Origin of the sequence: Kribbella sp. NBC_01484 (genome assembly GCF_036227145.1) — a bacterium.
Lineage (GTDB): Bacteria > Actinomycetota > Actinomycetes > Propionibacteriales > Kribbellaceae > Kribbella.
The window spans coordinates 8,007,925-8,027,741 of the sequence record NZ_CP109437.1 but is presented as its reverse complement, the minus strand read 5'-3'; the positions used below and the strand labels follow the sequence as shown (position 1 = coordinate 8,027,741).

At 69.8% G+C, this 19,817-nt stretch carries 19 protein-coding genes; 12 read left to right on the top strand and 7 right to left on the bottom strand.

Translation table 11 applies throughout. The features are described from left to right. Positions 1-4 precede the first annotated feature (4 nt). Positions 5-1,009, bottom strand: a complete 1,005-nt coding sequence (locus OG555_RS38800) for a phosphotransferase family protein (protein ID WP_329478457.1) — start codon at positions 1,007-1,009, stop codon at positions 5-7. 57 nt (positions 1,010-1,066) lie between these two features. On the opposite strand from OG555_RS38800, the gene OG555_RS38795 reads away from it, so the two are divergent. Further along, positions 1,067-1,684: a trimeric intracellular cation channel family protein gene (locus OG555_RS38795; RefSeq protein ID WP_329478455.1), complete on the top strand. Its 618-nt coding sequence runs from the start codon at positions 1,067-1,069 to the stop codon at positions 1,682-1,684. On the opposite strand, the gene OG555_RS38790 is transcribed toward OG555_RS38795, so the two are convergent. Continuing rightward, the gene (locus OG555_RS38790) at positions 1,667-2,395 is read right to left on the bottom strand and encodes a MerR family transcriptional regulator (protein WP_329478453.1); all 729 of its coding nucleotides are present in this window, start codon (positions 2,393-2,395) and stop codon (positions 1,667-1,669) included. The two genes, OG555_RS38795 and OG555_RS38790, sit on opposite strands and share 18 nt — an antisense overlap. 39 nt (positions 2,396-2,434) lie before the next feature. Beyond that, the gene (locus tag OG555_RS38785; protein ID WP_329478451.1) at positions 2,435-3,634 is read right to left on the bottom strand and encodes an MFS transporter; all 1,200 of its coding nucleotides are present in this window, start codon (positions 3,632-3,634) and stop codon (positions 2,435-2,437) included. A gap of 48 nt (positions 3,635-3,682) precedes the next feature. Here OG555_RS38785 and OG555_RS38780 point away from each other — a divergent pair, with 48 nt between their 5' ends. The 3 genes from OG555_RS38780 (at position 3,683) to OG555_RS38770 (ending at position 6,154) form a co-directional block, all read left to right on the top strand. After that, positions 3,683-4,762 carry a ferrochelatase gene (locus OG555_RS38780; protein WP_329478449.1) on the top strand — a complete coding sequence of 360 codons (1,080 nt, stop codon included), beginning with the start codon at positions 3,683-3,685 and terminating at the stop codon, positions 4,760-4,762. Next, entirely contained in the window at positions 4,759-5,559 is an 801-nt protein-coding gene (locus OG555_RS38775; RefSeq protein WP_329478447.1) for an inositol monophosphatase family protein, read from the top strand. The genes OG555_RS38780 and OG555_RS38775 overlap by 4 nt, the downstream gene beginning before the upstream one ends. 295 nt (positions 5,560-5,854) lie before the next feature. Then, entirely contained in the window at positions 5,855-6,154 is a 300-nt protein-coding gene (locus tag OG555_RS38770) for a DUF4193 domain-containing protein (RefSeq protein WP_130379292.1), read from the top strand. Between the two features lie 76 nt (positions 6,155-6,230). On the opposite strand, the gene OG555_RS38765 is transcribed toward OG555_RS38770, so the two are convergent. Together OG555_RS38765 and OG555_RS38760 are read right to left on the bottom strand one after the other, a co-directional pair. After that, positions 6,231-6,557, bottom strand: coding sequence for a DUF4235 domain-containing protein (locus OG555_RS38765; protein WP_329478444.1), 327 nt, complete (start codon positions 6,555-6,557; stop codon positions 6,231-6,233). A 29-nt stretch (positions 6,558-6,586) separates the two neighbouring features. Beyond that, complete coding sequence (locus OG555_RS38760; protein WP_329478442.1) at positions 6,587-7,042, bottom strand: DUF3093 domain-containing protein; 456 nt, start codon at positions 7,040-7,042, stop codon at positions 6,587-6,589. Between the two features lie 53 nt (positions 7,043-7,095). On the opposite strand from OG555_RS38760, the gene dut reads away from it, so the two are divergent. From dut to OG555_RS38740, 4 genes are all read left to right on the top strand, one after another. Next, positions 7,096-7,548: a dUTP diphosphatase gene (gene dut / locus OG555_RS38755; RefSeq protein WP_329478440.1), complete on the top strand. Its 453-nt coding sequence runs from the start codon at positions 7,096-7,098 to the stop codon at positions 7,546-7,548. A gap of 77 nt (positions 7,549-7,625) precedes the next feature. Further along, on the top strand, positions 7,626-8,276 hold the full coding sequence (locus OG555_RS38750; RefSeq protein WP_329478437.1) for a DUF3710 domain-containing protein: 651 nt from the start codon (positions 7,626-7,628) through the stop codon (positions 8,274-8,276). Positions 8,277-8,294: 18 nt separating this feature from the next. Continuing rightward, the gene (locus OG555_RS38745) at positions 8,295-8,684 is read left to right on the top strand and encodes an OB-fold nucleic acid binding domain-containing protein (RefSeq protein WP_329478435.1); all 390 of its coding nucleotides are present in this window, start codon (positions 8,295-8,297) and stop codon (positions 8,682-8,684) included. Next, the gene (locus tag OG555_RS38740) at positions 8,677-9,489 is read left to right on the top strand and encodes a DUF3159 domain-containing protein (protein WP_329478433.1); all 813 of its coding nucleotides are present in this window, start codon (positions 8,677-8,679) and stop codon (positions 9,487-9,489) included. The genes OG555_RS38745 and OG555_RS38740 overlap by 8 nt, the downstream gene beginning before the upstream one ends. 6 nt (positions 9,490-9,495) lie before the next feature. Here the strand turns inward: OG555_RS38740 and OG555_RS38735 are convergent, their stop codons facing one another. Then, positions 9,496-10,173, bottom strand: coding sequence for a potassium channel family protein (locus OG555_RS38735; protein ID WP_329478431.1), 678 nt, complete (start codon positions 10,171-10,173; stop codon positions 9,496-9,498). Beyond that, positions 10,173-10,835, bottom strand: a complete 663-nt coding sequence (locus tag OG555_RS38730; RefSeq protein ID WP_442914467.1) for a potassium channel family protein — start codon at positions 10,833-10,835, stop codon at positions 10,173-10,175. The genes OG555_RS38735 and OG555_RS38730 overlap by 1 nt, the downstream gene beginning before the upstream one ends. A gap of 116 nt (positions 10,836-10,951) precedes the next feature. On the opposite strand from OG555_RS38730, the gene OG555_RS38725 reads away from it, so the two are divergent. From OG555_RS38725 to OG555_RS38710, 4 genes are all read left to right on the top strand, one after another. Beyond that, entirely contained in the window at positions 10,952-12,979 is a 2,028-nt protein-coding gene (locus OG555_RS38725; protein WP_329478429.1) for an APC family permease, read from the top strand. Continuing rightward, entirely contained in the window at positions 12,976-14,184 is a 1,209-nt protein-coding gene (locus OG555_RS38720) for a class I SAM-dependent RNA methyltransferase (protein WP_329478427.1), read from the top strand. The genes OG555_RS38725 and OG555_RS38720 overlap by 4 nt, the downstream gene beginning before the upstream one ends. Before the next feature lie 143 nt (positions 14,185-14,327). Further along, positions 14,328-18,854, top strand: a complete 4,527-nt coding sequence (locus OG555_RS38715) for a hypothetical protein (protein ID WP_329478424.1) — start codon at positions 14,328-14,330, stop codon at positions 18,852-18,854. A gap of 10 nt (positions 18,855-18,864) precedes the next feature. Continuing rightward, positions 18,865-19,797: an LLM class F420-dependent oxidoreductase gene (locus tag OG555_RS38710; RefSeq protein WP_329478422.1), complete on the top strand. Its 933-nt coding sequence runs from the start codon at positions 18,865-18,867 to the stop codon at positions 19,795-19,797. Positions 19,798-19,817 lie beyond the last annotated feature (20 nt).

Below are 19,817 nucleotides of genomic sequence, written 5' to 3'. Positions count from 1 at the left end.
GCGCTCACCAGCCGCGGCGTACGGCGAGCCAGTCGAGGAAGGTCCAGGCGTAGAACCGCTGATGCTCACGGAGCGCCGGCGTACACCCGAGCGGCGGGGGCGCGTCGGCGTTCCTCATCATGTACGCCGCGATCACGCCGGCGAAGCAGTCGAGGTGTTCGGGAGGTACGTCGGCCGTCAGCGGGCTGCTGTGGATGGCGGCGGCTGTGTCGATGCCTTGGTGCTGGGCGACCGGAAGCAGTCCGACCCAGTCCATCCAGCGTGGGCCGAGCGCCAGCCAGTTCCAGTCGACGGTCCAGCAGGTGCCGGTCGCGTCGAGCAGGAGGTTGTCGGGCCGCAGGTCGCCGTGCGTCGCCGCCTCCCCCGCGAACGCCTCCGGTGCCAGCTGCACCAGGTCCGCCAGCTCAGGCAGGATCCTGGGCACCCACGGCTGCAACCGCTCCGGCAACGGCCGCTCACCCGCGACGATCTGCCCCGGGATCTGCAGCGGTGACTCGTCCCCTTCCAGATCCTGGATGAAGGTGTGCAACCTCTCCAACGGACTCGGCTCCATCGCCACCGCGATCCGCTCACACATCGTGGTCACCACCGCGAAGTCGTCTCCCGTCCACGGCGCCCCCGGCATCCGCCCCTCCACCCACTCGGACACCACCGCAAACCACCGCCGCCTGCCTTCCGCGGGAGGGGGTCCATCGACAGCGTGGGCGGTGGTGATGATGGCGGGGACGTGGATCGCGGAGGGCAGCTGGGGGACTACTTCGGCTTCGCGTTGGTAGGCGTGGTACGCGTGCATGGTGTCGTCGGCGGCCTTCACGAAGACGCGGCGGCCGTCGGCCAGCTGGATCGGGGCCGCGAAGCCGCCGGTGAAGCCAGAGCCGACCGGGGGAGCGGCCGCGGTGATCTCGGTGCCTAGGGCAACGGCTAGGGATTCGTGGAGGGCGGGTGGGAGCGTGTTCCAGTCCGGACGCAGCGAGGTTGCGGTGTAGTCGACGTCGGGCGCTCCGCTCATGTCCACCGACGATAGAGCGCACAGGCCGGTAGGCGCGCGTGGTTTAGCGTGCGGGGTGTGAGTGGATCCGTGGTTCTGCAGGTGCTTGATCTGGTTGGCATCTTTGTGTTCGGGATCACCGGCGCGCTGGTCGGCGTACGCAAGAAGCTCGACGTGTTCGGCATCCTGGTGCTCGCGCTCGTCACCGGGCTCGGCGGCGGCTTCATCCGGGACGTGCTGCTCGGTGCGACGCCGCCCGCGGCGCTGCAGGACTGGCGGTACCTGGTGGCGCCGGTCGTGGCCGGGCTGTTCACGTTCTTCCTGCATCCCGGCATCGGCCGGCTGGAGCGGCAGGTGAACATCTTCGACGCGGCCGGTCTCGCGCTGTTCTGCGTGATCGGCGCGCTGAAGGCCCTCGACTACGACCTGTCGCCGCTCGCGGCCGCCCTGATCGGCACGATCTCCGGCATTGGCGGCGGTGTGATCCGCGACATCCTCAGCGGCCGGGTTCCGGTCGTGCTCCGTGCGGAGATCTACGCCACGCCGGCCTTCCTCGGCTCCGGCATCGTGGTCGTCGCCGCAGCGCTGAAGTACGACGCCCTGTGGGTGCCGATCGCCGCGGCGGCGACGTGCTTCGCCATCCGGCTGATCGCGATCCGCCGTGGCTGGAACGCGCCGCTACCCCGCAATCCGTGACGGCGCGGCCCAGCCGTTGACGACGGCAAGCAATTCCAGATACCGCGGCCAGCGCGGGCCGGCCTCGGTACGACGAAGCTCGATCAGCCGCCCGCGGAACTCCGGATCGTGCCGCAGTGGGCCGTCCGCGACCAGAGCACGGTAGCCGACGGCCATCCGTCGTACGGCGGCCCGGAAGTCGTCGTCCTGGACCAGCGCGGCCAGCTCCAGCCACGCCTCGACCTGCCGTGCGTCGGCGTCGTCGGGGAGCACCGGCGTCAGGTTCTGCCGGATCGCCGCGAAGGCGGGGTCGTCGCCGAGCGTCGAGGTGAGGAAGTCCGCGATCAACGTACGGCGTTCCCGCTCGGACTGGGCAGTCAGTTCATGCATGAGGTCGAGCTCCTCCGGGGTCGAGTGACGATAGGCGGCCACCGATAGCACCGCGTGCTGGAGCCGCAGTGTCCGGATCTGCAGCGCGACGGCCTCGGCGTGCGCGGTCAGTACGTCGGCCAGCGTCCGCTCGCGCTCCAGCACGGCCCGCACCGTCGGCAGATCGATGCCAAGGGAACGCAACGTCCGGATGAGCTCGAGCCGCGCGACCGCGTCGGCGTCGTACCGACGGTGGCCCGCAGCAGTACGCCGTGATGGCAGCAGCCCGTGGTCCGAGTAGTACCGCACGGTCTTCACCGTCACCCCGCCGAGCCGCGCCAACTCACCGATCGAGTGGTCCATGCCGACACCCTCACATCTCCCGTAAGAGGAGATACAAGCCTAATTGTGGGCGAAGCGAGTCTTGGGGCGGGCGAAGGTAGTGGCGAGGGCGGCGACCAGGGCGCAGACGATGCCGATGGAGAAGGGGACCCAGTAGGCGGTGGAGGGGCCCCAAACGTCTACTGCGTGACCAGAGGCGGCGTTGCCCGGGGCTACCCCCAGGAGGATGCCGGTGACGGTCCAGGTGATCGCCTCGGTGAGGCGCTGGGGCGGGACCCACTCCTCGACGCAGGCGGTGAGGGCGACCATCGTGGGCGCGATAGTGAAGCCGCAGAAGAACAGCACCACACCGACGAGCAGCACGCTGTTGACCCAGGGGAGCGGGGCCAGGCTGACGGCGAGCAGGATCGTGCCGAACAGCAGCCGCCGCTCGACCGGGGCGCGCCAGTGGACCGAGCCGTACCAGAGACCGGCCAGCAGGCTGCCGAACGCCCAAACGGCCAGTACGACGCCGGACAGCTCGGCCTGACCCTTCTCGGTGGTGAACGCGATCGTGACCACCTCGACGCCACCGAGAGTCGCGCCGAGCCCGAGACCGACCAGGCTGAGCAGCATCAGCGAGAGCCAGGGGAGTGGCGCCTGCTCGGCACCGTCGGACTTACCGCGTCCGGGCGGGTCGGAGGCACGCAGCGACGCCAGCCAGATCCCGCCGGCCAGTCCCAACACCGCCGCGGCGGCCAGGGCGGCGTACGGGCTGATCTGGGTGGCGAGCGTGGTGACGAGGACCGGACCGACGATGAAGACGACCTCGTCGCCGACCGCCTCGAGGGCGAACGCGGTCTGCAGAGCCCGCCCGCGGCCGAGTAGATGGGTCCAGCGGGCGCGGACGAACGAGCCGACCTGCGGACGGGTGCCACCGGCAACGAACGAGACCGCGTACAGCACCCAGACGGGTGCGTCGGCACGCACTGCGACGAGGAGTGCCGCGAGAGCGATCGTGCAGAGGACCGAACCGATCAGCAGCAGCGTCCGCTGGCCGAAGCGGTCGACCAGCCGGCCCTGGATCGGGCCGGTCAGCGCGCCGGCGATCACCGCGACGCCGGACACCGCGCCGGCCAGGCCGTACGAGCCGCTCTCGCGCGCGATCAGGATGACGATGCCGAGGCCGATCATCGAGATCGGCATACGCCCGAGGATCCCGGCAGTGAAGAACGCACTGGCACCGGGACGGCGCATGAGGTGGACGTAGGGCTTGAGCATGAGGGACCGGCAACACCCTAACTGTTGCCGGTCTGAGAAACTCGGAATATGCCGCTGCCCCAGTCGCCCGCCGCCGCGCCGTACGACGCCGTCCTCCTGCTGTCCTTCGGTGGTCCCGAGAAGCCCGCGGACGTGTTGCCCTTCCTGCAGAACGTGACGCGCGGCCGCGGCATCCCGGACGAGCGGTTGAAGGACGTCGGGGAGCACTACTACGCGTTCGGTGGGAAGAGCCCGATCAACGACCAGAACCGCGCGCTGCTGAAGGCGCTGCGGGAGTCGTTCGACGAGATCGGCCTGGACCTGCCGATCTACTGGGGCAACCGCAACTGGGCGCCGTACCTGACCGACACGCTGCGCGAGATGGCCGCCGACGGGATCCGTCGCGCGGTGGTGATCGTGACCGCCGCCTACCCGTCGTACTCCGGCTGCCGGCAGTACCGCGAGAACCTCGAGGACGCCGCCCGTGAGATCCCGGACGCGCCGCGGATCGACAAGCTCCGGCACTACGCGAACCACCCCGGCTTCGTCGGCTCGTTCGTCGAGTCGACCGCCGAGGCGCTGAGCCGGCTGCCCGAGGGGTCCGCGATCGCCTACGTGACGCATTCGATCCCGACCGCGATGAACGCGACCAGCGGCCCGGACGGCAACGGGTACGTCGACTGGCACCTGGACGTGGCCGCGGAGATCAGCGCCGAGCTCGAGCGCCGTACCGGCCGGACCCGGCGGACCGACCTGGTCTACTGCTCGCGGTCCGGCCCGCCGCAGATGCCGTGGCTCGAGCCGGACGTGAACGACCACCTGGAGACCCTCGCGGCCGAGGGTGTGCCGGGTGTCGCCGTCGTACCGATCGGGTTCGTGAGCGACCACATGGAGGTCATCTACGACCTCGACACCGAGGCCGCCCGGACGGCCGAGAAGCTGGGCCTGCCGATGGCCCGGGCCGCGACGCCCGGGACCGACCCGCGGTTCGTCACGATGCTGCGCGATCTGGTCGTCGAGCGGGCCGCGGCCGAGCGCGGTGAGCAACCGGCCCGCCCGTGCGTCGGCAAGCTCGGCCCGGGCTGGGACGACTGCCGTCACGACTGCTGCCCAGCCCTTCGCCGTCCTACCTCTAAGGAAGTTGTATGACCGCCGAAAGCCCGCAAGACCTCCTCAAGCTGGCCGTGGAGGTGGCGGAGGAGGCGGCCCGGCTGATCGTCGAACGCCGCCGCGGCACGATCACGGTCGCCGACACCAAGAGCACCGTCACCGACGTCGTCACCGCGGTCGACCGCGAGTCCGAGGAGCTGATCCGGGCCCGGGTCCTGAAGGCCCGCCCGGACGACTCGTTCCTCGGTGAGGAGGGCGACGACGTGGCCGGCACCAGCGGCGTCCGCTGGGTGGTCGACCCGATCGACGGCACGGTCAACTACCTCTACGACCTCCCGACGTACGCCGTCTCGATCGCGGTCGAGTACGACGGGGAGACGGTCGCCGGTGTGGTCGTGGACGCGCCCCGGGGCGAGGTGTTCACCGCGACCAAGGGCGGTGGCGCGTTCGCGGACGGTCAGCCGATCCGGGTGTCGGGATGCACCGAGCTGAGCACCGCCCTGGTCGGGACCGGGTTCGGGTACGACCCGGCCCGCCGGCAGGTCCAGGCCGACGTGATCCAGCACCTGATCACCAAGGTCCGCGACATCCGCCGGATCGGGGTCGGCGCGATCGACCTGTGCTACGTCGCCTGCGGCCGGCTCGACGCCGTCTTCGAACGCGGTCTGAATCCGTGGGACTACGGAGCGGGTGCGCTGATCGCGGCCGAGGCCGGCGCGACCACGGGCGGGCTGAACGGTGCCCCGGTCTCACCGGAGATGTCGATCGCGGCCAGTCCGGCGCTGTTCGGGCCGCTCCACGACCTGCTCGCCGCCGCGGACCCCTTGCGTGCGTAGCGGTCTCTGAATGCTCGTTTCTGCGCAGTACTGAGCATTAACGAGCATTCTCGTGTTCGGTCATGACATTTTTGCGACACGCGGGTCAGAACCTGGACCCCAACGCGCGCGTAGGGCCCTTCATAGGGCACAATCCCGTCCTCGGGAACGGTTGTTGCCGGTCCCGGCCTGGCTGTCAAGGGTTTCGGGGGACGAAGGTTCAGCGTGGTGCTCACGCGCGGAATTTCTCGGCCGCTTTACCCGTTCAAGGGCTCAGCAGGCAACACCACGGGTACGAAGAGGGCAGGGAAACACCATGGCGACTGATTACGACGCCCCGCGCAAGACGGACGAGGACGCTTCCGAAGAGTCGATCGAGGAACTGAAGACTCGCCGTCACGACAAGAACTCCGGCAAGGTCGACGAGGACGAGGCCGAGGCCGCGGAGAGCTTCGAGCTGCCCGGCGCCGACCTGAGCCACGAAGAGCTCGCGGTGCGGGTCCTCCCGCGCCAGGCCGACGAATTCACCTGTTCGAGCTGCTTCCTGGTTCACCACCGCAGTCAGCTCGCGGAAACGAAGAACGGGCAGCTGATCTGCCGCGACTGCGCAGCCTGACACCAGCGCCCTTCTTCGGCTTGACCAGCACGGGACCGTCCCCAGATCCTCGGGGACGGTCCCGCGCTGTCTCGAGTCAGTCCTGCTTCTTCACCAGACCGGTGTCCGTGTCCTTGACCAGGCCCTTGGTCGCGTCCTGCTCATACCCCGGCGGCGCGTAGCCCGTCGACTTCAGCCAGTACTGCGCCGCCCGCCGCTCCGCGAACAGCTTGGCCGCCGCCGCGGCGGCACCACTCGCCACCGCCCAGCTGACCACCTCGGCGTACCCGCCCTCGCCGGCCTTCGGCGGCTTCCCGCCCGAGCCGAGCTTCCAGGCCGTTCGGACGGCCTTGTTCGCGACCAGTCCCACCACCAGCGTGAACGCGGTCAGCACCAGCTTCCAGCCGATCTTCGCTCCGACCACAGCAGCCTCCTAACGCAAGTCCCCGACAGTCAGGATCTTGCCACGCTGTTGCCCCTCAGGGCTGCCGCCAAGCGGTCCGGGTGCCGCGTGGCGATCACCCAGTACGGCGCCGGGTCGCGCGGATCGGTGATCTGGACCCGGACGGCGCTCCGCACATACGGGCGCAGCAGCAGGTATGCCTTCGGGTCGCACTCCCGTCCGAACGCGCGCCGCGCGTCGTCGCCGGTCAGTGCCTCGACCGTGCCCAGGTGCGCCCGTTCGATCACGGCCCGGCCGGCCCGGAGCCGCTCGCCGTCCACCTCGACCCGCGCGGCGCCGTACTGGAGGAAGAAGAGCACCAGCAGGACCGCGGCGGTGCCGCCGACGAAGACGCCGCCGAACGACCCGACCGGTACATAGGTGATGACGAAGAGCGTGACTGTCGCGATGACGGCGATGATCCACCACGACACCGGCACGCTCAGCTTCTCGCGATAGGTACCCACAAGGACCAGCCTGGCACGAGGGCGGTGCAGGCTCATCGGTAAGGTCGCCTCTCGTGACCGAGGTTCTCATCCAGCGACTCGACCCCGACCTCCCGCTCCCGTCGTACGCGCATCCCGGCGATGCCGGCGCGGATCTGGTGGCGACGAGCGACATCACTCTCAAGCCCGGCGAGCGTGGCCTGGTCGGCACCGGGATCGCTATCGCTCTGCAAGACGGGTACGCCGCCTTCGTGCACCCGCGCTCCGGGTTGGCCGCGAAGCACGGCGTGACGCTCGTGAACGCACCTGGCACTGTGGATGCGGGCTACCGTGGCGAGATCAAGGTGTGTCTGATCAACCTCGACCCGCGCGCCGAGGTGACGCTGCGGCGTGGCGACCGGATCGCACAGCTGATCATCCAGCCGGTGGAGAAGGCGCGGTTCGTCGAGGTGACCTCGCTGCCCGGTTCGGCCCGCGGCGAAGGCGGACACGGCTCGACCGGCGGCTTCGGTGATGTGACACGCTGAGCGGAGCAGATGCACCTGTTGACCTGACGGATGCGCGAAACTACGGCGGGCTTGTACCGACACCATAAGGAAACAGAATGATCTTCCGCCGCAAGGCCAAGAACGAAGACCCCGAGACGACCGAGACGGACGCAGCCGTCGAGGAGACGGCGGAACCCCGCGCCGAGGGTCCGTTCGACTCCAGCGAGGTCGACTCGTCGGTCCTGGAGGCGGAGGACCGGATCGACCTGGGCGCCCTGGTGATCACCGGAATGCCCGGGATGGAGCTTCGGCTGCAGGTCGACGAGCAGACCGGCCAGGTGCAGGCGATCCTGCTGGTGCTGGAGGACTCCGCGCTCGAGCTGCGGGCGTTCGCCGCACCGAAGAAGACCGGCATCTGGACCGAGGTCCGGCGCGAGATCGCCGCCGAGGCCAGCCGGATGGGCGGAACGGCGACCGAGACCGAGGGCACGTTCGGCACCGAGCTCGTGCTGGTTGTGCCGGTCGAGGACCCGGATGGACAGATCTTCAGCCAGACCTCGCGGGTCGTCGGCGTGGACGGTCCGCGCTGGCTGCTCCGGGCGACGGTGCTCGGCCGGGCCGCCGTCGAGCCGGACGCCGCGGCACCGATGGAGGAGACGCTGCGCAACGTCATCGTGGTCCGCGGCGCGGAGCCGATGGCCGTCCGCGAGTCGCTGCCGTTGCAGCTGCCGCCGGGCGCTCAGCCGGCTCCTGACGAAGAGGCCTGACGGACTACACTCGATCGCATGGGTAGTGAGAAACCCGCGGGGCTGTGGCGGCGTGCCTTCCGCGGGCTGGCCGGAGACCGCGACCAGCAGGACGCCGAGGTCCTCCAGGACTTCGCGCACGACTGTGGTGCGCGGTCGATCACCGGCTGCCACGACCGCGAAATGGTCACGCTGTACGGCACGCTGCGCACGATCACGTTCAGCCCACGCGGCGGCGTACCGGCCTTGGAGGGCGAGTTGTACGACGGCACCGGCACGGTCAAGCTGATCTGGCTCGGCCGGCGCAAGATCGCCGGGATCCATCCCGGCTCGGAACTGATCGCCTCCGGGCGGATCGGTGTCGTCGAGGGCGACCGGGTGATGTTCAACCCGCGCTACGAACTCCGCCCGACGGCCGCCCATGGCTGAGCCGACGTCGCGCCGCGACCAGGTCGAAGAGAACCTGGAAGAGAAGCTGGTCGAGATCCTGCGCCCCGAGCTCGAGGCCGCCGAGTCCGAGCTGACGGATCAGCCGGTTGCCGGCGAGGAGAAGCCGGACGACGAGCCGGTCAAGCATGCGCCGAGCACCGACAAGGACTTCTTCCATGCGCTCGGCGGCTGGGGTGCGCTGCTCGACATCGGGCTGCCGTGGATCGCGTTCCTGATCGTCTACGCGGCCACCGACCACAACCTGCAGGTCGCGCTGATCGTCGCGGTCGCGTGCGGTGCCGCGGTCGCCCTACTGCGCCTCATCCGCCGGCAGCCGCTTCGCAACGTCTTCGGCGGTTTCGTCGGCGTCCTGATCTCCGCCTGGGTCGCGAACCGCACCGGCAACGCGAAGGACGTCTACGTCCCCGGCCTGCTGACGAACCTGGGCTACGGCGCTCTGTACCTGATCACCGTGCTCGTCCGTTGGCCGCTGTTCGGCGTGCTGTACGGCGTGATCACCCAGACCGGAACGGCCTGGCGCAAGGACCCCGCGATGCTGAGGGGTTTCTCCCGGGCCACTCTGGTGTTCGTCGGCCTCTTCGCGGTCCGGCTGATCGTCCAGGTGCCGCTGTACTTCACCGGCAGCCTGAACGCGCTCGGCATCGCGAAGATCGGCCTCGGGCTCCCGTTCTACGCGCTCGCGCTCTGGCTCGCGTACGCCGTACTGCGCGGCTCACTGCCGCCGGAGAAGTGGGACGAGGCGCGTGACCACGTGACCCACCTGCTCCGGGGCAACAAGAAGTAAGAGGTCTTACTCGGCCGCGTGGCGGTGGTGCGGGGAAAGCATGTCCTCGAGCTGCTCCTCGGTCTCGTCCGCGGCGACGAACAGCAGTTCGTCGTTGAGCTCGAGCGTGCCTTCGGGGTCCGGCCGCAGGACGCGGCCCTCGCGCAGGATGACCACCAGCGCGGTGTCCAGCGGCCAGTCGATGTCGCCGACCCGCTGACCGATCATCGGGGAGTCCTCGGGCAGGGTCAGCTCGACCAGGTTCGCGTCGCCCTGGCGGAAGGTGAACAGCCGGACCAGGTCGCCGACCGAGACCGCCTCCTCCACCAGCGCGGACATGATCCGCGGGGTGGAGACCGACACGTCGACACCCCAGGCCTCGTTGAACATCCACTCGTTGCGCGGATGGTTGACCCGGGCAACGGTCCGGGGAACGCCGAACTCGGTCTTGGCGAGCAGCGAGACGACCAGGTTCACCTTGTCGTCACCGGTGCTGGCGATCGCCACCTGGCAACGCTGCAGGGCGGCCTCCTCCAGGGAGGACAGCTCGCACGCGTCGGCCAGCAGCCACTCGGCCCGCGGCACCGACTCGGCCTTGATCGCCCGCGGGTCCTTGTCGATCAGCAGGACCTCGTGGCCGTTCTCCAGCAACTCGGCGGCGATCGACCGACCGACGTTCCCGGCTCCGGCGATGGCTACCCGCATCACAGCTCCTCAGGCTTGGTGCCGAGTTGGGACTCGATCGCCGCGACATCGCGCTCCAGCATCACGACGTGGACCAGGTCGCCTTCTTGGATGACCGTGTCGGCCCGCGGTAGCAGGCCCTCGCCGAGCCGGGTCAGGAACGCGACCCGGGCACCGGTGGCCTTCTCGATGTCGAGCGCGAGCCGGCCGACCCACTCGGTGTGCACGTGCACCTCGGCCAGCCGGACCGTCGCGGACGGGTCACGCCACTCCGGCTCGGAGCCTTCCGGCAGCAGCCGGCGCATCATCTGGTCGACGGTCCAGCGCACGGTGCCGACGGTCGGGATGCCGAGCCGCTGGTACACCTCGGCGCGACCGGGGTCGTAGATCCGGGCCACCACGTTGCTGATCCCGAAGTTCTCCCGGGCCACCCGGGCGGCCAGGATGTTGGAGTTGTCGCCGTTCGAGACGGCGGCGAACGCCTCCGCGTCCTCGATCCCGGCCTCGATCAGCACCTCGCGGTCGAAGCCCATCCCGACGATGGTGCGGCCGGTGAAGTTCGGGCTCAGCCGGCGGAAGGCGTCGGCCGACTGGTCGATGATCGCGACCGTATGGCCCCGCTTCTCCAGGCCCCGCGCCAGCGTCGACCCGACGCGGCCGCAGCCCATGATGACGACGTGCACTCGCTGATCACTCCCTGCCCCGCCTGGGGCCGCTGGGTCGGTTCGGCAGGGATAGACGCTACACCGGAACTGAGGTCGTGTCTGACACGTGACCGGAGCCCTCTAACATCACCGGTGTGACTCCCGCTCTAGGCGATATCGGCAAACGGCTGCTGCTCGGTCGCAAACTGCGCAGCACCCAGCTGGGCGAGACGCTGCTGCCGAAGCGCATCGCTCTCCCGGTGTTCGCCAGCGACGCCCTGTCGTCGGTGGCCTACGCCCCTGACGAGATCTTCCTGACGCTGTCGATCGCCGGCCTGGCGGCGTACAGCTACTCGTGGAAGATCGGCCTGCTGGTCGCATTCGTGATGCTGGTCGTGGTCGCGTCGTACCGGCAGAACGTGCACGCCTACCCGTCCGGCGGTGGTGACTACGAGGTCGCCACGGTGAACATCGGACCGTCGGCAGGCCTGACCGTGGCCAGCGCGCTGATGGTCGACTACGTGCTGACGGTGGCGGTGTCGATCTCGTCGGGGGTGCAGAACGCCAAGTCCGCGTTGCCGTTCCTGGCCGGTCACGAGGTGCCGTTGGCGGTCGGGCTGGTGCTGCTGCTGACCGCCATGAACCTGCGCGGGGTCCGCGAGTCGGGGGCGATCTTCGCGATCCCGACGTACATCTTCATGCTTTCGATCATCGGGATGGCGATCTGGGGCCTGATCCGGCTGAGCGTCGGGAACCTGCCGCTGGCCGAGAGCGCCGGCTTCGAGGTCCGGCCCGAACCTGGGCATGAGGTCTTCACCGGATTGGCCGCGGTCTTCCTGCTGGCCCGGGCGTTCTCGTCCGGGTGTGCCGCGCTGACCGGTGTCGAGGCGATCAGCAACGGCGTACCGGCGTTCCGCAAGCCGAAGAGCAACAACGCCGCGACGACGCTGCTGCTGCTCGGCACGATCGCGGTCACGATGCTGATGAGCATCCTGTTCCTCGCCTCCAAGATCCAGCTCCGGTATGCCGAGGATCCCGCGACCCAGCTGTACGAGAACGGCCAGCCGGTCGGCGAGTCCTACACCCAGAAGACCGTCATCGGCCAGATCGGCGACTCGGTGTTCTCGAACTTCACGCCCGGCTTCTACCTGGTGATCGGCGCGACGATGCTGATCCTGGTGCTGGCCGCGAACACCGCGTTCAACGGCTTCCCGGTGCTCGCCTCGATCCTCGCCCGGGACGGGTACCTGCCCCGCCAGTTGCACACCCGCGGCGACCGGCTCGCCTACAGCAACGGCATCATCCTGCTGGCGCTGTGCGCGATCGGCCTGATCATCGCCTTCGACGCCCAGGTCACCAAGCTGATCCAGCTCTACATCGTCGGCGTGTTCGTCAGCTTCACGCTCAGCCAGTTCGGCATGATCCGGCACTGGACCCGGCACCTGAAGACCGAGACCGACGCCGCCAAGCGGCGGCAGATGATCCGCTCCCGGGTGATCAACGCGATCGGCCTGACCATGACCGGGATCGTGCTGGTGATCGTGCTGCTGACCAAGTTCATCCACGGCGCGTACATCGCGATCCTCGCGATGGCCGGGTTGTACGTGCTGATGAAGGGGATCCACCGTCACTACGACACGGTGCGCCGGCAGACGGCGGCCGAGGGGGACGAGCCGCTGATGCTGCCGTCCCGGGTGCACGCCATCGTGCTGGTCTCCAAGCTGCACAAGCCAACCCTGCGGGCGCTGGCGTTCGCTAAGACGGCCCGGCCCTACATGCTCGAGGCGGTCACGGTCGACGTCGACCGGGACGAGTCGGACGCGCTCCAGGCCGAGTGGGACGCCCGGGGCATCCCGATCCCGCTGAAGCGGCTGGCCTCGCCGTACCGGGAGATCACCCGGCCGATCCTGCAGTACGTCCGCGACATCCGGCGGCAGTCGCCGCGGGACGTGGTGATGGTCTACATCCCGGAGTACGTCGTCGGCCACTGGTGGGAGCACATCCTGCACAACCAGAGCGCCCTGCGGCTCAAGGGGCGGCTCTTGTTCACACCTGGTGTCATGGTTACGTCGGTTCCTTACCAGCTGATCTCGGCGCATGACGCGGAGGAGCGGCAGGATCGAGTGGAACGGGTGGCCGGCCAGGTACGGCGTGGGGCCCGCAAGGCGTCAGGAGATCGGTGACAGACGAGGACATCGTCGGGACGGTAGTCGAGCTGGAAGTGGGCCCAGTCGCGCACGGGGGCCACTGTGTGGCCCGGCACGAGGGGCAGGTGGTGTTCGTCCGGCACGCGTTGCCGGGTGAGCTGGTCCACGCCCGTATCACCGAGCAGAACGCGAAGTACCTGCGGGCGGACGCCGTCCAGGTACTGACGCCGTCACCGCAACGGATCGAACCGCCCTGCCCGTACGCCGGGCCCGGACTGTGTGGCGGCTGTGACTTCCAGCACGCCAACATCGTGGAGCAGCGACGGCTGAAGGCGACCGTGGTGTCGGACACGCTCCGACGCATCGGCGGCATCGAGCGCACGATCGTGATGGAGTCCCCGGGCGACGACGGCCTCGGCTGGCGGACCCGGATGCGGTACGCCGTGGTCGACGGGCGACCGGGGATGTACGCGCACCGCTCGCACGACCTGGTCCCGATCGACCGGTGTCTGATCGCTCACCCGGGGACTCCCGACGTACTGAGTGATCGGTGGCCCGGTACGTCGTCCGTGCAGGCTGTGGTGTCGTCCGAGGGCAAGACCGCCGTACAGACGGACGAGGTGCCCGGTGGGCGGGTTGTCGAGGTGGTGCGGGGCCGGCGGTTCCGGGTGGAGGCCGGTGGGTTCTGGCAGGTGCACCCGGCGGCTCCGTCGACGCTGGTGGACGCTGTCATGAGCGGGCTCGAGCCGATGGCGGGGGAGACGGCGCTGGACCTCTACTCCGGCGTTGGGCTGTTTGCGGCGTTTCTGGCTGAGGCCGGGTGCCCGGTGCTGGCGATCGAAGGGGACAAGGACGCCGTACGGAACGCGCGGCGGAATCTGCATGACCTGCCGGACGTGACGCTCGAGACCGGCGATGTGGACCGGGTGCTGAACACGGCCGCCGGGAAGGGGCTGGAGCACGTCGATCTGGTCGTGCTGGACCCGCCGCGGACGGGGGCCGGGAAGGACGTCGTACGGCGGATCGCGGCGCTGGGACCGCGACGAGTGGCGTATGTGGCGTGTGACCCGGCGGCGCTGGCGCGGGATCTGAAGAAGTTCGGGCGGCTCGGGTACGGGATCGCGTCGCTGCGGGCGTTCGACCTGTTCGGGATGACGCATCACATCGAGTGCGTCGCCATACTCGAGCCTGTGGACAGTACTGATGCCACGCCTCCGGCGCGGCGGGGCATGGGGCTGTGACTCCCGCCCTTCCCTCGTCGCTCCAGTCGCTTCGCTCCCTCCGCTCCTCAGTCCAGGCCGGGAGGCCCCATGACCGGGAAGTCGCGGCCGGTGGAGGGCTCGGGTAGCGTTCTGGCCCTGGATTCCCATGCGCTGGAGACCTGATGCCGCTCGTTGACCTGGACGACCCGGAGGAGCTGCGCGCCCGCTGGACCGCACTCGCCGCGGTCGCCCATGCCACGGGCTTCGACCGGCGGTGGTACGCCGACGCCGACGGGTACCACCATCAGGACGAGACCGCGTCGGTGCTGCGGATGCTGCGGCTCGAGGACGGGCGGGCGGTGCTGTTCGGGTTCCACACGCAGCACAGCCAGACCGCGGGCACTGACCTGTTGGCCGGGTCGCCGGACTGGATCGGGCAGCCCGAGGTGCGGCGGCGGATGGCTGCGGGCGAGCTGGGATTCGTGTACGGCGCGTTCAACGGGACGTGGGCGCGGGCGTCGTACCCGGGGGATCCGTGGCAGCCGGTAGAGGACGGGTTCGCGCCGATCGGCCAGTGGGTCACCTCGGACGAGGCGGCCGCCGACGAGATGATCGAGTGGGTCGCCGGGTGGGCCGACTACCTCGGCGGGCTCGACGAACTGCGGCCCTTCGGGTTGCAGCTGATCCGGAGCGTGGGTGGTTCGGGTGTCACCGCCGGCGCCTTGCAGTCCTTCTTCGACCGCTTCGAGATCGACCCGCGGTCGCCGGTGCAGCCCGACCTGCCGGCCGGGGTGGTCGCGGGGGAGGACTTCACCCGGAACTTTGCGGTACCGGAAAGTTTCCCCGACGAACCTGACACAGCCGAGGTCTCGGTCGTTGAGGATGTCGTGATTGGAGCATCCGACGGCCGGCCGGACGACGACGAGGAAGAGTCGTTCGTCGTCCCACCCGGCATCAGCCCGTTCACGGGCCAGCCGATCGACGATCCGCCGCTCCGGATGACGCCGGCTTCCCACGACGAGGCGCCCGCCGCCCGTGACGAGGCTCCTGACCGTGACGAGGCGCCCGCCCCTCATGAGGAGTACGGCGTCACGGCCAAGAAACAAGGCTGGCTCCGCCGCCGCAAACACGACGACGCCACCGACGCCGACTTCCCGAGCGAGGCGGGCGCTTACCTGCCCGACGTCCCGCCCCAGGGTGGTCCCGCGCCCGGCACCTACCTGCCTGACGGCATGGCAGGTAGCGGGCTCCCCATGCGTTCGGCGTACGACTCGCCCCTCCCATCCTCCGAGCCGCCGCGCGTCGGCGGCGGCGTCCATGAGGGCGACGACTTCTACGCCAGCCTCTTCGCCGACGCCCCCGCCGCGGCCGGCCACCAAGACACCCCCGCCGCCGACGAACAAGACTGGGAAACCGCCGAACAACCGGCCTGGTCCGAGCAAGAAGCCACCAGTGAATACACCCCTTTCGCGGACGAGCCCCCCACCGACCCCCACCGAGCCTGGGTAGGCGGCGCCTGGATCAACGGCGAATGGGTGGAAGACCCCACCACCCACCGCCCCAACACCCCACCCCCGAACTCTCCGCCAACCCCCTCACCCTTCGACGCCCCCACGGCCGATACCCCGTTCCTCCAACCGGCCGAGCGCCCGTCGGCGGAGTCTCCGTTCGGCCCGGGCAATCCCGGGCAGGCTGGATCCCCGTTCGCTCCGCCCCATCCAGCCGACGCCCCCACGGCTGATACCCCCTTCCTCCAGTCGGCGGAGTCCCCGTTCGCCCCCGGCAATCCCGTACCGGCTGGATCCCCGTTCGCCCCGACCCATCCAGCCGACGCCCCCACGGCCGACACCCCGTTCATCACGCCAGCGGATTCGCCGTCGACCGCCTCGCCATCCGCCCCCAGCGGATCAGCTGACTCAGCGCCGGCCGACTCGCCATTCGCCCCGACATCAGCTGCCGCCGATCTCGAAGACGACGACGCCCCCACCGCCGAGATCGCCGCTGTCCTGGACACAGACCCAACCGAAGAAGAACCGTCCTCCTTCACCGGCCCATCCCCGTTCGCCCCGGTCCCACACCCGGAGCCCACGACCACTGCACCCACCCACCCCGACACCGGCCACCCGACAGACCACCCCACGCCCCCCGCCGCCCACCCGAGCGACCCGTCAACAGCACCCGTCACACCAGCTGCCCGCCTCACAGAACCCCACAGACGGCCCCCCGCCCACCCGAGCGACGACCCGTCGACAGCGCCCGGCACTGCGGCCGCCGGTCTCATAGAACCCCAGACACGGCCCGCCGCCCATCCGACGGACCCCGAGGCACCCGCCGCCCGTCAGACGGACCCTGGCGCGCAGGCCGTCGGCCGCCTAGGCGACCGATCCTCAGCACCCGGCGCTCCGGACGCCCGTCCGACAGAGACCGAGTCACAGCCCGCCGGTCGCCTGGGCGACCCGTCCTCAGCACCCGGCGCTCCGGCCCGTCCGACGGAGACTGACGCGCAGCCCGCTGCCGGCCTAGGCGACCCTTCGACGACGCCCGGCACTCCGGCAGGCCGTCAGACCGACCTCGCAGCCCAGTCCGCCGCAGGCGACCGCCTCTCGGCCCCGTCCGCTTCCGCCTCACCCTTCTCGGACCTGCACGCAGACCCGGCGGCTGAATCCGATCCCGACGCCCGTTTCTCGGCCAGGACCACCGACTCCGCCGCCCCAGCCGCGCGTTTCTCGGATCCGTCCGGGGAAGCCGACTACGCCGACGACGAGACCGCCGAGATCCCCGCAGTGCCGGCCGACTCCACCGAGCCAGCTGCGGAGGAGCGTCGAGCGCCTACAGCAGCGCAGCAGCCTCAAGCACCCACAGCCGCGGAGGCGCACCAAGCTCCCGCAGCAGCGGAGGCACATCGAGCATCTGCGGCACCGCATGCGCATGAAGCACATGCGGCAGCCGACGAGCATCAAGCACTCGCAGCGGCGGAGGCGCACCACGGTCCCGCGGCAGCGGAGGCGCATCGAACAACTGCAGCAGCCGACGAGCATCAAGCACTCGCAGCAGCCGACGAGCATCAAGCACTCGCAGCAGCGGACGAGCATCAAGCACTCGCGGCAGCGGAGGAGCATCACGCATCCGCAGCAGCTGAGGAGACGTACCGGGCAGCCGGAGACGTGTTGGCGGGCGGTGCGCGCCCGGGGCTCCGGTTCAACGCGGTGGGCGAGGACGACGAGGAGCAGGGCTACGACGCATCGGCAACGGCTAAAGCTCAGGTCGAGCCTCACCCTCAACCCCAGCCATGGCCCCAGCCCCAACCGCACCCGGAGCCCTGGCCTCAACCCGAGCCCCACCCCGCCCCCTGGCCCGAGCCCACCCCACCGAGCCCCGAACCGACCCCAGCCCCCGACCCATACCCCACACCCACCCCGGACCCCGACCCGTACCCCGCACCCATCCCCGGCCCAAACCCGGACCCGATCCCGGGCCCCGACCCTCAACCAGAGCCCCAACCGAACCCGAACCCGGATCCTCAGCCCTGGCCAGACCCAGAACCAGTCCCACAACCCGAGCCCGAACCAGGACCACGCCCCGAGCCAGAGCCAGCTCCCTGGCCGGACCCCGAGCCATCCCCAGCGCCAGACGCAACCCCACGCCCAGAACCCACCACCTACGTAGCGCACGGGCAATGGCCGGACGCCGACCCGCACTCGCCGCAGCAGGACTCGACGCACCAGCCGGAGCGCATCACGCACGTGGCGCACGGCGGATGGGTGGACGGCGGCGAGCAGGATTCGTCGCCGGAGTATGACGCGGCAAGTCACCTCGAGCGCACGACGCGTGTGGCGCATGGCGAGTGGGTGGACGGCGGCGAGCAGGAGTCGTCGCCGGAGTATGACGCGGCGAGTCACCTCGAGCGCACGACAGATGTGGCGCAGGACGGCTGGGCAGAGGACTCGGAGGCACCGGAGCACGCGGGCGCCGAGGTGTCGGCTGGGTTTGCGGCGGGTGAGGATGACGAGCCGACTGGCTTTGTGCCCGTGATCGGTGATGACTGGCCGACCGGATCCTTCCCGGCGGTGAACGGGTTCGCGGACGAGGCGACGGAGGCCGATCGGCACAACGGGGATGAGCGGAACGGCGCGCCGCACGGGGTGCGTGGGGAGTCGGCTGCGGATGTTGTGGCTCGGATGTCTATTCCCGGGTTGGGGCTGGTGGGGGCGGACGGGCCCCGGATCGCCCCGCCGCCGGGGTCGATCGAGGAGGCTATGCGCTCCGAGGTCGAGCGGCCCCGGCCACGGCCGCAGGAGTCGGACGCTGTGAAGGCGCTGCATGCGTGGTGCCGGGCGAGGACCGCGATCGTGCCGTCCGGGTTCACCATCCAGATTCAGGTGCTGGACCCGAGCGCCCCGTCGTACCGGTTCGACCTGGAGCCGCCGGATGTGGACGACCCGGAGTTCGCCATGGACAAGCTGAGCGGTCTGCTCGGTGACCTTTGGCAGGCCGAGGCGCAGAGCGACGTGGGTGGCTGGTTGTTCGCCCGCATCGACGCGGCCGGCCGGACCCTGCGGATCGACCGGTGGTATGACCAGGTCCCGGACTGGTGGGACAACCCAATCGAGCCGCGCCTCGACGTACACGGTCTGGTACGCCGCCTCTACAACCGCGGTCCCCAATGGCAGCCGTCGTACCTGGAGAAGCTGTACACCACCGCGAGATAGCGTGGGCGCCATGCTTCTCAGGATCTTCACCGAACCTCAGCAAGGTGCCTCGTACGACGATCTGCTCGCGGTGGCACGCAAGACCGAGGAGAACGGCTTCGACGCGTTCTTCCGGTCGGACCACTACCTCGTGATGGGCGAGGACGACGGCCTGCCCGGACCGACCGATGCCTGGATCACCCTGGCCGGACTCGCCCGCGAGACCAGCCGGATCAAGCTCGGCACACTGGTCAGCTCGGCCACCTTCCGCAACCCGGGTGTCTTGGCGATCACGGTCGCCCAGGTCGACCAGATGAGCGGCGGCCGCGCGGAGCTCGGGCTCGGCGCCGGCTGGTACGAGACCGAGCACAATGCGTACGGCTTGGACTTCCCGGACACGCCCGGCCGGTTCGACCTGCTGACCGAGCAACTCGAGCTGATCACCGGTCTGTGGGACACGCCGGTGGGGGAGAAGTACAACTTCCAGGGCGAGCACTACCAGCTGACCGACTCGCCGGCGCTGCCGAAGCCGGTCCAGCAGCCCCACCCGCCGGTCATCGTCGGCGGCGCGGGCAGAACGCGTACGCCGTCTCTCGCGGCCGAGTTCGCGAGTGAGTTCAACGCCGGCTTCCGCTCCGTCCAGCTGACCGCGACGCTCTTCAAGCGCGTCCAGGCCGCCTGCGTCGAGATCGGCCGCGACCCGAAGACCCTCAACCTGTCCACCGCGCACACGGTCGTCGTCGGCAAGGACGACGCCCAGGTCAAACGACGTGCCGCCGCCGTCGGCCGCGACGTCGAAGACCTCAAGGCCAACGCCATCGCCGGCACCCCCGCCGAGGTCGTCGACCGCCTCGGCCAGTTCGCCGCCGTCGGCTCCCAACGCCAGTACGTCCAGATCATGGACCTCCAGGATCTCGACCACCTCGACCTCATCGCGTCCGAGGTCCTCCCACAGGTGTCCTGACCGGGGATTCGTGGAGGGTT